14 protein-coding genes are annotated in these 13,897 nt (G+C 65.5%); 8 read left to right on the forward strand and 6 right to left on the reverse strand.

Features of this window, described 5'->3' with window-relative positions:
- Positions 1 to 4 precede the first annotated feature (4 nt).
- Positions 5 to 397, reverse strand: coding sequence for a type II toxin-antitoxin system VapC family toxin (locus U1738_RS13375; RefSeq protein WP_332789554.1), 393 nt, complete (start codon positions 395 to 397; stop codon positions 5 to 7).
- Positions 394 to 675 carry a type II toxin-antitoxin system VapB family antitoxin gene (locus U1738_RS13380; RefSeq protein WP_332789555.1) on the reverse strand — a complete coding sequence of 94 codons (282 nt, stop codon included), beginning with the start codon at positions 673 to 675 and terminating at the stop codon, positions 394 to 396. Before U1738_RS13380 ends, U1738_RS13375 begins: the two co-directional genes overlap by 4 nt.
- 98 nt (positions 676 to 773) lie before the next feature.
- On the opposite strand from U1738_RS13380, the gene U1738_RS13385 reads away from it, so the two are divergent.
- From U1738_RS13385 to U1738_RS13395, 3 genes are all read left to right on the forward strand, one after another.
- On the forward strand, positions 774 to 1,445 hold the full coding sequence (locus U1738_RS13385) for a glutathione S-transferase family protein (protein ID WP_332789556.1): 672 nt from the start codon (positions 774 to 776) through the stop codon (positions 1,443 to 1,445).
- Positions 1,445 to 1,816, forward strand: a complete 372-nt coding sequence (locus U1738_RS13390) for a tRNA-binding protein (RefSeq protein ID WP_332789557.1) — start codon at positions 1,445 to 1,447, stop codon at positions 1,814 to 1,816. The genes U1738_RS13385 and U1738_RS13390 overlap by 1 nt, the downstream gene beginning before the upstream one ends.
- A 69-nt stretch (positions 1,817 to 1,885) precedes the next feature.
- Entirely contained in the window at positions 1,886 to 2,293 is a 408-nt protein-coding gene (locus tag U1738_RS13395) for an endonuclease domain-containing protein (RefSeq protein ID WP_332789558.1), read from the forward strand.
- Here U1738_RS13395 and pepN read toward each other — a convergent pair.
- Positions 2,290 to 4,887, reverse strand: coding sequence for an aminopeptidase N (pepN, locus tag U1738_RS13400; protein WP_332789559.1), 2,598 nt, complete (start codon positions 4,885 to 4,887; stop codon positions 2,290 to 2,292). The genes U1738_RS13395 and pepN overlap by 4 nt on opposite strands.
- A gap of 111 nt (positions 4,888 to 4,998) precedes the next feature.
- On the opposite strand from pepN, the gene U1738_RS13405 reads away from it, so the two are divergent.
- Both U1738_RS13405 and U1738_RS13410 read left to right on the forward strand, forming a co-directional pair.
- Entirely contained in the window at positions 4,999 to 6,690 is a 1,692-nt protein-coding gene (locus tag U1738_RS13405) for a M28 family metallopeptidase (RefSeq protein WP_443027020.1), read from the forward strand.
- 145 nt (positions 6,691 to 6,835) lie between these two features.
- A complete protein-coding gene (locus U1738_RS13410) occupies positions 6,836 to 7,672 on the forward strand; it encodes a Rossmann-fold NAD(P)-binding domain-containing protein (protein ID WP_332789560.1) in 837 nt (278 codons plus the stop codon).
- Here the strand turns inward: U1738_RS13410 and U1738_RS13415 are convergent.
- On the reverse strand, positions 7,582 to 8,499 hold the full coding sequence (locus U1738_RS13415; RefSeq protein ID WP_332789758.1) for a DMT family transporter: 918 nt from the start codon (positions 8,497 to 8,499) through the stop codon (positions 7,582 to 7,584). The genes U1738_RS13410 and U1738_RS13415 overlap by 91 nt on opposite strands.
- A 26-nt stretch (positions 8,500 to 8,525) precedes the next feature.
- Complete coding sequence (gene galE / locus U1738_RS13420) at positions 8,526 to 9,521, reverse strand: UDP-glucose 4-epimerase GalE (RefSeq protein WP_332789561.1); 996 nt, start codon at positions 9,519 to 9,521, stop codon at positions 8,526 to 8,528.
- Between the two features lie 103 nt (positions 9,522 to 9,624).
- On the opposite strand from galE, the gene msrA reads away from it, so the two are divergent.
- Positions 9,625 to 10,170, forward strand: a complete 546-nt coding sequence (gene msrA, locus U1738_RS13425) for a peptide-methionine (S)-S-oxide reductase MsrA (RefSeq protein WP_332789562.1) — start codon at positions 9,625 to 9,627, stop codon at positions 10,168 to 10,170.
- Positions 10,171 to 10,282: 112 nt separating this feature from the next.
- On the opposite strand, the gene U1738_RS13430 is transcribed toward msrA, so the two are convergent.
- The gene (locus U1738_RS13430) at positions 10,283 to 11,239 is read right to left on the reverse strand and encodes an L-threonylcarbamoyladenylate synthase (RefSeq protein WP_332789563.1); all 957 of its coding nucleotides are present in this window, start codon (positions 11,237 to 11,239) and stop codon (positions 10,283 to 10,285) included.
- Between the two features lie 44 nt (positions 11,240 to 11,283).
- Between U1738_RS13430 and U1738_RS13435 the strand changes: the two genes are divergently transcribed.
- Positions 11,284 to 13,008 (forward strand): acyl-CoA dehydrogenase family protein, encoded by a 1,725-nt coding sequence (locus U1738_RS13435; RefSeq protein WP_332789564.1) that lies wholly within the window; start codon positions 11,284 to 11,286, stop codon positions 13,006 to 13,008.
- A complete protein-coding gene (locus U1738_RS13440) occupies positions 13,005 to 13,817 on the forward strand; it encodes an arylamine N-acetyltransferase family protein (RefSeq protein WP_332789565.1) in 813 nt (270 codons plus the stop codon). Before U1738_RS13435 ends, U1738_RS13440 begins: the two co-directional genes overlap by 4 nt.
- Positions 13,818 to 13,897: the final 80 nt, after the last annotated feature.

A 13,897-nucleotide genomic window follows, 5' to 3' on the forward strand; every position in this document is an offset into this window, starting at 1 on the left:
AGGCTCAGGCCCGCGCGGAGCGGATGTCGGTCTGGGCGAAGTCGTTGCCTTTATAGAGCAAAGGCACGTCCAGCGACTTCGCCAGCGCATAGGCCATGCAATCACCGAAATTGAGCTTGGCGGGGTGGTTGCCCTTGCCGTATTTGACGAATGCGAGTCCGGCGATAATTGCCATCTCGGCATCGAACGCGATCACGGTCGATTTCGTCTCGGTCAGAATATTGTCAAGCTGATCAAACCCTTCCAGAACCTTGCGGCGCGTAACGACGGTCCGCATTTCAACCAGCGTAGGCGCGGCAATGACCGTTTCGTTGTCGAGCAGCGTATCGATAAAATCGTTCGCGTCGGATTCACGGAACAAGATTGCCAGGATTGCCGAGCTATCGACCGAAATCACGACAGGTATGGCTGCTCAGGCACGCCGAACTCGTCATAACCGAGAATCTCGTCATCTGTTTCGGACCAGTCGATTCCACCAGCCGCCACCTCGTCTTGAATTTTTCGGATCGCCGCCATCCGGCGCGCGCGCTCCTCATCGGTCATCGGGACGGAACCGCTTCGTTCCAACTCGTTGCGCACCGCGATGCCAATTGCCTGAACCATGCTGCTTTGCCGCTGGCTGGCGAGTTGGCGGATCAGCCGCTCGATTTCTTCGTGCTTGATGCTGATGCCCATGCGACACGCTTTCTAGAAAATACTCGATAATCATATAATGCGGGCCAAGACGTCGCAACCCCTTCCGACGGCCTCCGGCTTGGCTTAACAAGCGTCTCATGTGGCAACTCCATCAATTCGCGCTGTGTCCCTTCTCGCGCAAGGTGCGCCTGCTTCTGGGCGAGAAGGGCGTCGGCTATGAACTCGTGCGCGAACGGCCGTGGGAACGGCGCGACGAGTTTCTCGACATGAACCCGGCGGGACAAGTGCCGGTGATGACCGACGAGACTCGCAAGATCCTGTTGATGGATTCAATGGCGATCTGCGAATATCTCGAGGAAACGGTCGACAAGGCGGCGATGATCAACGGCACGGCGACCAACCGCGCCGAGATCCGCCGGCTGGTCGCGTGGTTCGACACGCAATTCTTCGCCGACGTCACCGCGCCGTTGCTGCACGAGCGCATGATGAAGCGGCTGGTGACTAAGGAATCGCCGGATTCGAAGACGCTGCGCGAATCGATGAAGGCGGCGGTGCGGCATCTGGATTATACCGATTACCTGCTCGGCCATCACAACTGGATCGCCGGCACGACCATGAGCCTTGCCGATCTGGCGGCGGCGGCACAGATTTCAGTGGCCGATTATCTCGGCGGGATCGACTGGAAGAATCACGAGGAAACCGCGCGCTGGTATGCCGGCATGAAGAGCCGGCCCAGTTTCCGCCCTTTATTGTCCGAGCGGATGGAGGGCATTTCCCCACCCTCGCACTATGACGACGTCAATTTCTGATGCACGTATCGCACGAGGCTGAGGCGGGCGCGGCGGAGATGATCGCGTTCGACGATTTCCTGAAGGTCGACATCCGCGTCGGCACGATCCTGGAGGCGCTGCCATTCCCGGAGGCGCGCAAGCCGGCGTATAAATTGGTGATCGATTTCGGGCCGGCGATCGGCGTGAAGCGCTCCTCGGCGCAGATCACCGAACATTATGCACTGGCGGATTTGCCCGGGCGGCAGGTGGCGGCGGTGGTGAACTTCCCGCCACGCCAGATCGGCCCGGTGATGTCCGAAGTGCTGACGCTCGGCTTTCCCGATGCGGAAGGGAAAGTCGTCCTGGTGACGCCGAGCGAGGGCGTGCCGAACGGAGGACGGCTCTTTTAACTCCCCTCCCTGGAAGGGAGGGGTCGGGGGTGGGTTGCCATCCACATGCTCTACGGTCAGATTTGGCGAATGCCGCGCATCTCACCCGTGATGAAACAGCGCGCTCGCGATTTACGCAAGCATCGCACCGACGCAGAAGCGCTGATCTGGCGACGGCTCCACGACTACCGGCCACGGTTCACGACGCAATTGTCGATCGGAAGCTATATCATCGATCTGGCGTGCCGCCGGGTAAAACTGGCGGTAGAGTTCGACGGCAGTCAGCACGTGGATTCCGAATATGATCTGGAACGCACAACTTGGCTGGAGGGTCTCGGCTGGACCGTGCTGCGGTTCTGGAATTTGGATGCGATGACTAACCCGGACGGCGTGGCGGAAGCCATCATCGCCAAGGTCGGAGAATTGGTCGGGCCGACCCAACCCCTCCCTTCCAGGGAGGGGAGACGAGCGCGGGTGCCTCGTACTCGCTCGACCTAACCCGCCAAACTCTTCGATGCCTGTTCGAACATATCCTTCGACAGGCCCGGCGTCGCCACGATCCGCTCCAGCTCACCGCGCATCAACGCCGCGCGTGCCTCGCCGAAGCGGCGCCAGCGGCCGAGCGGCGGGATCAGTTTCGCCGCGGTCTGCGGGTTGAGCTTGTCGAGCGCGATTAGCTGATCCGCGACGAAACGATAGCCCGCCCCGCTGGCAGCGTTGAACGCGCGCTGGTTGACGCTGAATGCGCCGATCAGCGCGCGTGCGCGGTTGGGGTTGGCCAGCGTGAAATCGCGGTGGCGCGACAGCGCCTCGACCTGCGCCAGCGTGTCGTCGCGCGCGGACAGCGCCTGGGTCTGGAACCATTTGTCGAGCACCAGCGCATTGTCCGAATAGCGATTGTAGAAGATGTCGAGCGCGGCGATCCGCTCCGGCGAGTCCCCGGCGACCAACGTCGCCAGCGCGCCCTGCCGGTCGGTCATATTGTCCGCCGCCTCGAACTGCTTGAACGCCAGGGCCGCCGCATCCGCCGCGCCGCTCGCCGCGATGTAGCCGAGCGCCACCGTCTTCAGGCGGCGCAGGCCCTTGGCGGCGGGGGAATAGACGAACCGGTCCGCCCGCGCGCCTTCATACACCGCGCGCCACCGCGCATCGAGTGCCTTGCCGAGATCGCGGCGCAGCGCCTCGCGCGCGCGGAAGATCGCTTCGGGATCGACCAAAGTCATCTGATCGCCGATGAAGCTGTCCGACGGCAGCAGCACCGCCTCGGCGATGAACGCGGGATCGAGCGCGGCATCGCCCAGCGTGTTGGCGACTGCGGCGATCACCGCCTTATGGTCGGCCTGACCGTTCGTCGCGCCGTCCACCAAAGTGTCGAGCATCAATTGCTGCATCGCCTCGTAGCGCGCGAACGGATCATCGTCATGCGCGCTGAGAAAGGCGAGATCGGCGGCGGTACGATCGGTTTCCAGCACCACGGGTGCGGAGAAACCACGGTTGATCGACAGGACCGGACGTTCGGTGACGCCTTCGAACACGATCCGCTCGCTCGCGCCGTCGAGCAGCACCAGGTGTTCGGGCACCAGCGTGCCCGCAGTGTCCGCGCCGAACAGCTTGAGCCTGAGCGGCAGCACCATCGGCCGCTTGTCCGGTTGGCCCGGCGTCGGCGGCACGCGTTGCGTGAGCGTCAGCGTGGAGCGCGCATTGTCCGCATCGTACGACAGCGCAGCGGTGACGCGCGGCGTGCCGGCCTGCGAATACCACAGCCGGAATTGCGACAGGTCCGCCCCGCTGCCCGCCTCCATCGCCGCGACGAAATCCTCGCACGTCGCCGCCGTGCCGTCGAAGCGATCGAAATACAGGTCCGACCCCGCGCGAAAGCGCTCCGCCCCCAGGATCGTGGCGATCATGCGGATCACCTCGGCCCCCTTGTTATAGATCGTGGCGGTGTAGAAGTTCGAGATCTCCTGATATTCGTCCGGGCGGATCGGGTGCGCGAGCGGCCCCGAATCCTCCGGGAATTGCGCCGCGCGCAGGCCGCGCACATCTTCGATCCGCTTAACCGCCGCACTGCCCTGATCGGCGGAAAATCCCTGGTCGCGGAAGACGGTGAAGCCTTCCTTCAGCGACAATTGGAACCAGTCGCGGCAGGTGACGCGATTGCCCGACCAATTGTGGAAATATTCGTGCGCCACGACGGCGGCGATCGCATCGAAATCGTAATCCGTCGCGGTATCCGCATCGGCCAGGATGTAGCGGCTGTTGAAGATGTTCAGCCCCTTATTCTCCATCGCGCCGAAGTTGAAATCGTCCACCGCAACGATGTTGAACACATCGAGATCGTATTCGCGGCCATAGACGTCCTCGTCCCACTTCATCGCGGTCTGCAGCGCGGCCAGCGCATGTTCGGTCTTGGCCAGATCGGCGGCGCGCACCCAGATGCCGAGCGCCACGTCGCGGCCCGAACGCGTGGTGAAGGTCGCCGTGTTGGCGACGAGATCGCCGGCGACCAGTGCGAACAGATAGGACGGCTTGGGGAACGGATCGTGCCATTCCGCCCAATGCCGCCCGTCCGCCTCATCACCCGCCGCGACCGGATCGCCATTGGCGAGCAGCACCGGATAACGCTGTTTGTCCGCCGCCATGCGCACCCTGTAGGTGCTCAGCACATCGGGCCGATCGGGGAAGAAGGTGATGCGGCGGAACCCTTCCGCCTCGCATTGCGTGCAGAGATTGCCGCCCGAGGCATACAGGCCCATCAGCTGCGTGTTGCGATCGGGTGCGATCTCGACCTCGGTCTCGATCACATGGTCCGAACCGGTGAGCGGAATCACCAGCGCGCCGCCCTCCAGCCGCCAGTCGTTGACCGCGACCCCGTCGACCTTGACCGACAGCGGCGTCTGCCCGCCGCCATCCAGCACCAGCGGCCGATCATGCACGCCATTGCGCACCACCCGCATCGTCGCGCGGACCTGCGTCGCCGACGCATCCAGCGCGAAGTCGAGCGCGATCTCGGGCACCTGCCAGTCGGGCGGCATATAGTCCGCGCGGCGGGTGACGTGAGGAATGGCGGTGGCGGTCTGTATGTCGAGCATGAGCCCGACTTACAGGAGGCCGCGGCGGCTATGCCATAGAAATCGCCACACTTGCGCGCCGCAATGCGCGTGCTACCCCGATGATGCGGGGCATGTAAAAGGCAGACACGAATGGTTCGGACGATCGGCGCAGGCATTCTGCTGGCCATGGCAGCGGCGGCGAGCGCCCAGAAGAAGCCCCCGGTACCGCCCGCCCCGCCCACCGCGCCAGTAGTCAAACCGCGCGATATGAAGGCGATCAACGCCGAACTGACCAGAATATTGCCCGACGATCAGGCAGCGATGAAGGCGCATGTCGTGTTCCTCGCCTCCGATGCGATGCGCGGGCGCGAGGCGGGCAGCCCGGAATACGATATCGCCGCGCAATATGTCGCGTCGCAATTCTATGCCGCGGGGCTGCGACCGGCCGGCGACGACGGCGGCTATTTGCAGAAGGTGCCGCTGACCACCTATCGTGCCGCCGATCGCGGCGACCTGATCCTGACGCGCAAGGGCACCTCGCCGCAGAAGCTGGTGTTCGGGGAGGATTATGCGACCGGTGTCGATCCCGGCGCACGCGCCACGGTGATCGATGCGCCGGTGGTGTTCGTCGGCTACGGCCTGATTGCGCCGGACAGCAAGCGCGACGATTATGCCGGGGTCGACGTGAAGGGCAGGATCGTCGCCTATTTCGCCGGCGCGCCGGCCAGCCTGCAAAGCGAGGAGCGCGCGCATTTCTCGTCGCCCGCCACCAAGGCGGCGATCGCCGAGGCGCAGGGTGCGGTCGGCGCGATCGTGCTCGCGCGCGACGGCGGCGCGGCCTTCGCCCGGACGACGCAGCGTTGGGACGGCACGCGCACCACCTGGGCCAAGCCCGACGGCACGGGGAATCGCAACGGCGTACCCGTGCTGGCCACGCTGAGCCCGGCCGGCGCGGCGAAACTGTTCGCCGGCACCAAAACCCCCTGGGCCGAACTGCTGAAGCGCGCCGCCGACAGCGAGGCGAGTTTCGTCGCCGAACCGCTGCCGGGCAGTCTCGCGGTATCGATCAGGACGAGTTTCGAGAGCGGCCTGAGCAGCAATGTCGTCGGCATCATCCCCGGCAGCGATCCGAAGCTGGGCAAGGAAGTCGTCGTCCTCTCCGCGCATCTCGACCATCTCGGCGTCGGCCGCGCGGACGAGACCGGCGACACGATCTACAATGGCGCGGAGGACAATGCCGTCGGCATCGCCAGCCTGATCGAGGAGGCCAAGCGCTTCAAGACCAGCGGCAAGCCGCCGCGTCGCACCGTGATGTTCCTGGCCGTGACGGCGGAGGAGAAGGGGCTGGTCGGCGCGGATTATTTCGCCAACCACCCGACCGTGCCGATCTCCACGATCGTCGCCGACGTCAATCTCGACATGCCGATCCTGACCTTCGCGTTCGAGGACATGACGGTCTACGGCGCGGATCGTTCGACGCTGGGGCCGATCGTATCGAAAGCGGTCGAGGCGCTGGGCGTGCATATGGGGCCGGACCCGGACCCGTCGCAGGGGTTCTTCGTCCGCTCCGATCACTACCGCTTCGTGCAGCAGGGCGTGCCCTCGGTGTTCCTGTGGCCGGGACAGGCCGGGCCGGGCAAGGCCGCCTATGCCGATTTTTTCGCGCGTCATTATCACAAACCCTCGGACGAGGCGTGGCAGCCGCTGGATTGGGCACAGGGCGTGCGCTTCGTCAGCGTGAACTATGCGATCGCGCGCGAGATCGCCGATGGGGACGAGCGGCCGCGCTGGAACAAGGGCGATTTCTTCGGGCTGCTGTATAAGGGCTATGGGGCGAAATAACCGCCATCCTCCCCTCCACGCTTCCCCGGCGAAGGCCGGGGTCCAGGAGTAGAGCGTTGCATAGGTTGGCGGTGCGCCCTCCACCTCGACCTTTCCGACTGGGCCCCGGCCTTCGCCGGGGAAGTGCCTTAGGTTAGGAAAGAGCATGCCCCGCCTGTTGATCTTCGGCCTCGGCTATACCGCCGAGCGCATCGCCTCCGCGCTCGGCGCGAAGGGCTGGCAAATCGTCGGCACCACGCAAAACGGGCGCGACGACACGCTGCGCTTCGGCGACACCGCCGCCATCACCCGTGAACTCGCGCTGGCGACGCACATCCTGTCCTCCGTCCCGCCCGCCGACGACACGGACCCAGTACTCGCCAAATATGGCGATGCACTCGCCCGATCGAATGCGTGGCTCGGTTATCTCTCCTCCACCGGCGTCTATGGCGATGCGGGTGGCGCGTGGGTCGATGAAGGCGCGCCGATCCGCGGCCGGCGCGGCGCACGGTCGGCGGCGGATGCGGCGTGGCTGGCGCGCGGCGCGCGGGTGTTCCGCCTGCCGGGCATCTACGGCCCGGGCCGATCGGCGCTGGACCGCGTGCGGCAAGGCAAGGCACATCGCATCGACCTGCCGGATCAGGTCTTCAGCCGCGTGCATGTCGATGACATCGTCTCGGGCGTGATCGCCGCGCTCGACGCACCGGCGGGCGCGTACAATTTGTCTGACGATGTGCCGTGCGGACAGAATGACGTCATCGCGCTGGCCGCCCGCCTGCTGGGCCGGGATGCGCCGCCCTTCGTCACGCTCGATACGCTGTCGCCGATGGCGCGCGCTTTCTATGCCGAGAATCGCCGCGTCGCGAACCTCAAGGCGAAGCGCGTATTGGGCTGGCGCCCGCTCTATCCGGATTACCGGTTGGGCCTGCGCGCCCTGAGCGCGATGATCAGCCCGGCTCCCGCCAACACCGCGCCGGACACCGCCAGCGGCGACCAAAGATAACCTTCGAAGACGGTGGACAGCAGCATCGCGATCACCGGCACCATCACGCCCGAATAGGCCGCCTTGGCCGGCCCGATCTGCCGGATGACGTGGAAATAGAGCGGGAAGCTGAGCGCCGATCCGAACAGGGCGAGATACAATATGCCCCCGGCATAATTGGCGCGCCATTCGAACACCGGCGGGCCCGACAGCGACAGCGCGACCACGGCATCGATCGCCGCGCCGATCAGCATCGCCACCGCCAGCGTCGGCACCATCGGATAGCGTTTCGCGGTTTCGGTCGCCTGCAGGATGTTCGCGCTCGATGCGCACAGGATCGCGGTCAGGGTGAAGCCGATGCCGAGCATCGTCTCGCCCACGCCATTCGGCGACAGCCGCGCCTCGTGCAGGAACAGCAGAACGATCCCGGCCATCGCCACCGCCGATCCGGCGATCAGCTGGCCGCCCATGCGCTGCCCGAGCAGGATGCGCGCCAGCACGGCATTGGGCACCAGCATCAGCGCGAAGACCACCGCGACGATGCCGGACGTGATGTGCCGCTCGGCACGATAGACGAAGTTGAAGTTGAGCACGAACTGGCTGAGCCCGAGCGCCGCGGCAAACGCCCAGCCGCGCGCATCGAGCGCGAACCGCTCGCGCCTGAGCTTCGCGACCACGATCATCGCGAGGCCAGCGACGAGGAAGCGGTAACAGACCGACCAGCTCGGCGGGACGCTCGACAATTGGTCGCGGATCACCAGCCAGGTCGAACCCCAGATCAGCGTGACGATGCCGAACGGGATCAGCACCGCCGCCCGCGTCGATCGCGGTGCCGGAGCGCCCGTCACTGAATCGCCCGTCACTGAATCCTCCGTCACTGGCGTTCGGAAAGGGCGCGCTCCCACGCCACCGCATCCGCCACGATCAGGTCGAGATCGGCCCGCTTCGGCGTCCAGTCGAGCGTGGCGAGGATCGCGCGATTGTCGGCGATCAGTTCGCCGGCATCGCCCGCGCGACGCCCCTCGATCTTGCGATCGAGCTTGATATTGGTCACCCGGTCCACCGCGTCGAGCACTTCGAGCACGGAAAAGCCCCGGCCATAGCCGGCGTTCAGCGTGTGGCTCTTGGCCGGCTCGGCGATCAGCACCGCGAGGGCTGCGACATGCGCGGCGGCGAGATCGCTGACATGGATGTAGTCGCGCACGCCGGTGCCGTCCGGTGTGTCGTAATTGGTGCCATACACGCCGACGCTGGCGCGCTTGCCCAAAGCCGCCTCTACCGCGATCTTAATCAGGTGCGTCGCGCCGACGGTCGATTGCCCCGAACGCTGTTGCGGATCGGCACCGGCCACGTTGAAATAGCGCAGCGCGCAATAATTGATCGGGTGCGCCGCCGCGACATCGCGCAGCATCGCCTCGGTCATCAATTTGGACGTGCCATAGGGGTTGATCGGGATCGTCGGATCGGCCTCGGCCACCGGCACCTTCTCCGGCGTGCCATAGGTCGCGGCGGTGGAGGAGAAGATGAAATGCTTCACCCCGCACATGACGGCGCTTTCCAGCACGGCGCGGCTGGCGACGGTGTTGTTGCGATAATATTTGAGCGGGTCGCTGACCGATTCGGGCACGATGATCGATCCCGCGAAATGCATGATCGCGCCGACCCGATGATCGCGGATCGTGCCGCGCACCAGATCGTCGTCCTCGATATCGCCCTGCACCAACGTGGCGCGGGGATCGACCAGCCAGTCGAATCCGGTGGTCAAATTATCGACCACGACGACGCGATATCCCGCATCGAGCAGCGCCAGCACCGCATGGCTGCCGATATAGCCCGCACCGCCCGTCACCAGCACCGTCATATCGTGCATTCTGCCACCCCTGTCTTCGGTCCAGTCCGGCGCTGCCTATCAGCGCCGATTGCGCCGCGCCACCGGCTTCCTATCTTGAGTCTACATTGAAGGAGTTTCCAAAATGGCAAATGAAGTCGCCACCCTCGCGGGGGGATGTTTCTGGTGCACCGAGGCCGTGTTCAACGACGTGATCGGCGTGACCAAGGTCGAGAGCGGCTATATCGGCGGCCATATCGCCAATCCGACCTACAAGCAGGTGTGCGGCGGCGACACCGGCCATGCCGAGGCGATCCGCATCACCTTCGATCCCGCGCAGCTGCATTATGGCGACCTGCTCGACATCTTCTTCGCTACGCACGATCCGACGCAGCTCAACCGCCAGGGCAACGATGTCGGCACGCAATACCGCTCGGCGATCTTCCCCCATTCGGACGAGCAGGAAACCGAAGCCCGCGCCGCGATGGCGCGCGCCGGCGCGACCTCGTCCGGCCCGATCGTGACGACGATCGAACCGCTGGCCGAATGGTATCCGGCGGAGGATTACCATCAGGAATATTGGGAAACGTCCGGCTCCAGCAATCCGTATTGCATGGCGGTGATCCCCCCCAAGCTGCAGAAACTGCGCAAGAGCTTCGCCGCAAGATCGAAGGCGGCGGTTTCGGCCTGAAGAAGATCGGGTTCACGCAGAAGCGCGGAGGACGCTGAGAAGAGGTGCGCGGCAGCACTCCTTTTCATTCTTCTCCGCGCTCTTTGCGGCTCTGCGCGATACGCCAAACCTTTTATCGATGCGCCGCCCGCGCCAGGCGATCGTTTATAGCTGCGCCGATACCGTCACGCGGGATCGGCGCAACTGCGATCATCTTCCGGTCGCTGGCGTCGGCGCGGTGCAGGGCGTCGAACAGGTTTGCCGCGGCTTCCGTGAGATTGCCTGTCGCTGACAGTGTGGCGTCACCTTCTACCTCTCCGAAGCCGATCAGCCATTCGCCCTGCCCCGCCTCCGTCACATTCAGCCGTAAAGCCTTGCCCGGCGCATAGTGGCTAGCAAGCTGTCCCGGCGCGATGATCTTCCTCGGTCCCCTCGACGGTTTTCCGCCGTCAGGGGGCTCGAGGCCAAGCTGTTCCAGTGTAATCGGCCCCTCCCGCAGGATCCGCACACCGCCAGACGTAGCCACGATCGTGGACTCCAGCCCCGCCTCGGTCGCCCCGTCGTCGATCACCAGCGGTATCCGCCCGCCCAAAGTGGCCAGCACATGCGCCGCCCGCGTTGGGCTGATCGCGTTGCTGGCATTGGCGGACGGCGCGGCAAGCGGCATGCCGCTTGCCTCCAGCAGCGCACGCATGGCGCGGTGCGCCGACACCCGCACCGCCACCGTCTCCAGCCCCGCCGTCACCAGTGACGCCAGCCCCGAATCCCCGCGCACCGGCAGCACCAGCGTCAACGGCCCCGGCCAGAACGCCGCCGCCAATGCGCGCGCGTCCGCGTCGAACACCGCCAACGCCTCCGCCGCCGCCAGATCCAGCACGTGCACGATCAGCGGGTTGAAGCTCGGCCGCCCCTTCGCGGCATAGATTCCCGCCACCGCACGCGAATCGGTCGCATCCGCCGCCAGGCCGTAGACCGTCTCGGTCGGCACCGCGACGCACCCGCCACCGGCGATCACTCGCGCCGCCGCGAGGATCGCGGCCTCGCCGTACGGTAACACGCGAGTCTCGACGGGGGGATTTGGATCGGCCATGGCCCGACGCTATAGCCCGTGCAAAGCAACAGGATAAGAGAGCGATGCCCTTCACCCCCGCCATTGCCGACCAGCGTTTCGTGCTGGACCATATCACGCGCATCGCGGACCTCGCCGCGAGCGAACGCTTCGCCGCCGCCAGCGACGATGTGGTGGATGCGGTGCTGGAGGGCGTAGGCCAATTGGCAGAGGGCGAATGGGCACCGCTCGCCCGCGCCGGCGATACGGTCGGCGCGAAATGGACGCCCGACGGCGTGGTGATGCCGGACGGCTTCGTGCAGGCCTATCACGATTATGTCGAAGGCGGCTGGGGCACGATCGGCGTGCCGGAGGAATTCGGCGGCCAGGGCCTGCCCTTCGCGATCCAGACCGCGGTGCTCGATACGCTGGGCAGCGCGAACATGGGCTTCGCGCTCGCCCCCACGCTGACGGTCGGCGCGATCGAGGCGCTGGCGCATCACGGCTCGCCCGAACAACAGGCGCTCTACTTGCCGCACCTCGCTACCGGCGAATGGACCGGCACGATGAACCTGACCGAACCGCAGGCCGGATCCGACGTCGGCGCGCTGCGTACCCAGGCCAAGCCGCTGGGGGATGGCAAATGGTCGATCAAGGGCACCAAGATCTACATCTCGTTCGGCGATCACGACATGGCGCCGAACATCGTCCACCTCGTCCTCGCGCGTACCCCCGATGCGCCGGCCGGGACCAAGGGCATCTCGCTGTTCCTCGTCCCGAAATATCGCCTCAAGGAGGACGATGGCACGCCGGGCGAGTTCAACGACGTCCGCGTCGTCTCGATCGAACACAAGATGGGCCTGCACGCCTCGCCCACCTGCGTGCTGAGCTTCGGCGATCATGACGATTGCATCGGCGAGCTGATCGGCCACGAATATGGCGGCATCCGCGCGATGTTCACGATGATGAACAATGCGCGCCTCAATGTCGGGCTGCAGGGAGTTCAGGTCGCCGAAGGCGCGACGCAGATGGCGGTCGCCTATGCGCTGGAGCGCGTGCAATCGGCCCGCGCCGGTTCCACCAGCCGCGATTCGGTGAAGATCGTCGAACATCCCGACGTGCGCCGCATGCTAATGCGGATGAAGGCGCAGACACAGGCCGCGCGCGCTTTGGTCTATCTCGCCGCCGCGCAGGTCGATCGCGCGACGTTGGGCGAGGCAGGCGCGCAGAACCGGCTGGAGATACTGACGCCGCTCGCCAAGGCGCACGGTACCGATATCGGCTGCGAAGTGTCCTCGATCGGCGTGCAAGTGTTCGGCGGCATGGGCTACATCGAGGAAACGGGCGCGGCGCAGTTCTTCCGCGATGCCCGCATCACCCCGATCTACGAGGGCACCAACGGCATCCAGGCCGCCGATCTGGTCGGGCGCAAGCTGGGTCTCGACAATGGCGGCGCGTTCAATGCCCTGATCGCCGACATGAAGGCCGAGGCGCAGGATCGCACGCTGATCACGCTGATCGACACCTGCGACGAGATCGGCCGCGCGATGATGGCACTCGATGCCGACGACAAGCTTGCGGGATCTTATCCGTTTCTCACGATGCTGTCGGTCGCGGTGTGTGGCTGGCTGATGGAACGGCAGGGGCGCATCGCCGCCGAAACCGCGCCGTCCGATTTTCTGGCGATGAAGATCGCAGCGTCGCGTTTCTACGTCGAACAGATCGTGCCCGAGGCGCTCGGGCTGAAGGCGGCGGCGACGGCCAAGGCGGATGTGCTCTATTCGATCGCGGCGGACGTGTTCGCGGCATGAGCTTCGATCTCGACGCCTATCTCACGCGCATCGCTCTCGGCGCGCGGCCTTCGCCCGATGCGGCGGGGCTGGAACGGCTGCAACGCGCGCACCGCATGGCGATCCCATTCGAGAATCTCGACGTGATCCTCGGGCGCGCCATCCGCATCGACAGCGAATCGGTGTTCGCCAAGCTCGTCACCGCGCGGCGCGGCGGATATTGTTTCGAACATAACCGGCTGTTCGGCGATGCGCTGGCGGCGTTGGGCTTCGCCGCGCGACCATTGCTCGGCCGCGTATGGCTGGTGCCGGTCGACACCGCCGATGAGGTGCCGGGGCAGACCCATACGCTGAGTCTGGTGCAGGTGGATGGGCAGTACTGGATCGCCGACACCGGTTTCGGCGGCAGCTATACCCCGCCGATGCCGCTGGCTGACGGCACCACCGCAACCGCGCCTGACGGATCGGTCTTCCGGCTCGAAGCGGACGACACGTTCGGCTGGATGCTCCTGCGCGATGGCGGCGACGGGTTCCAGCGCCAGTATAGCTTCACGCTGAACCCGGTATGGGAATCGGACCTGCTGATGGGCAACCATTGGTGCGCCACCTCGCCCGCAAGCCGTTTCACCCGATCGCAGATCGTCAGCTCCGTCCTGCCCAAGGGCTTCGCGAGCCTGAACGACAATGTCTATCGCCGCCGCGCCGGCGACGAGGAGACTGTCGCCGAGATCACCGATCCGCGCGTCTACCGGCTGCGATTGAGCATGATGTTCGGGATCGATCTGAGCGTGGAAGAGGTCGAGGCGTTGTGCGTGTTTCCGGTCGCCTGACACGGCAACACCGTCATCCCGGCGTAGGCCGGGATCGCTGGGAGGAAAGTACAGCACCCGCCACACGACGATCCCGGCCT

The organism is Parasphingomonas caseinilytica (assembly GCF_036663755.1).
GTDB lineage: Bacteria > Pseudomonadota > Alphaproteobacteria > Sphingomonadales > Sphingomonadaceae > Sphingomonas.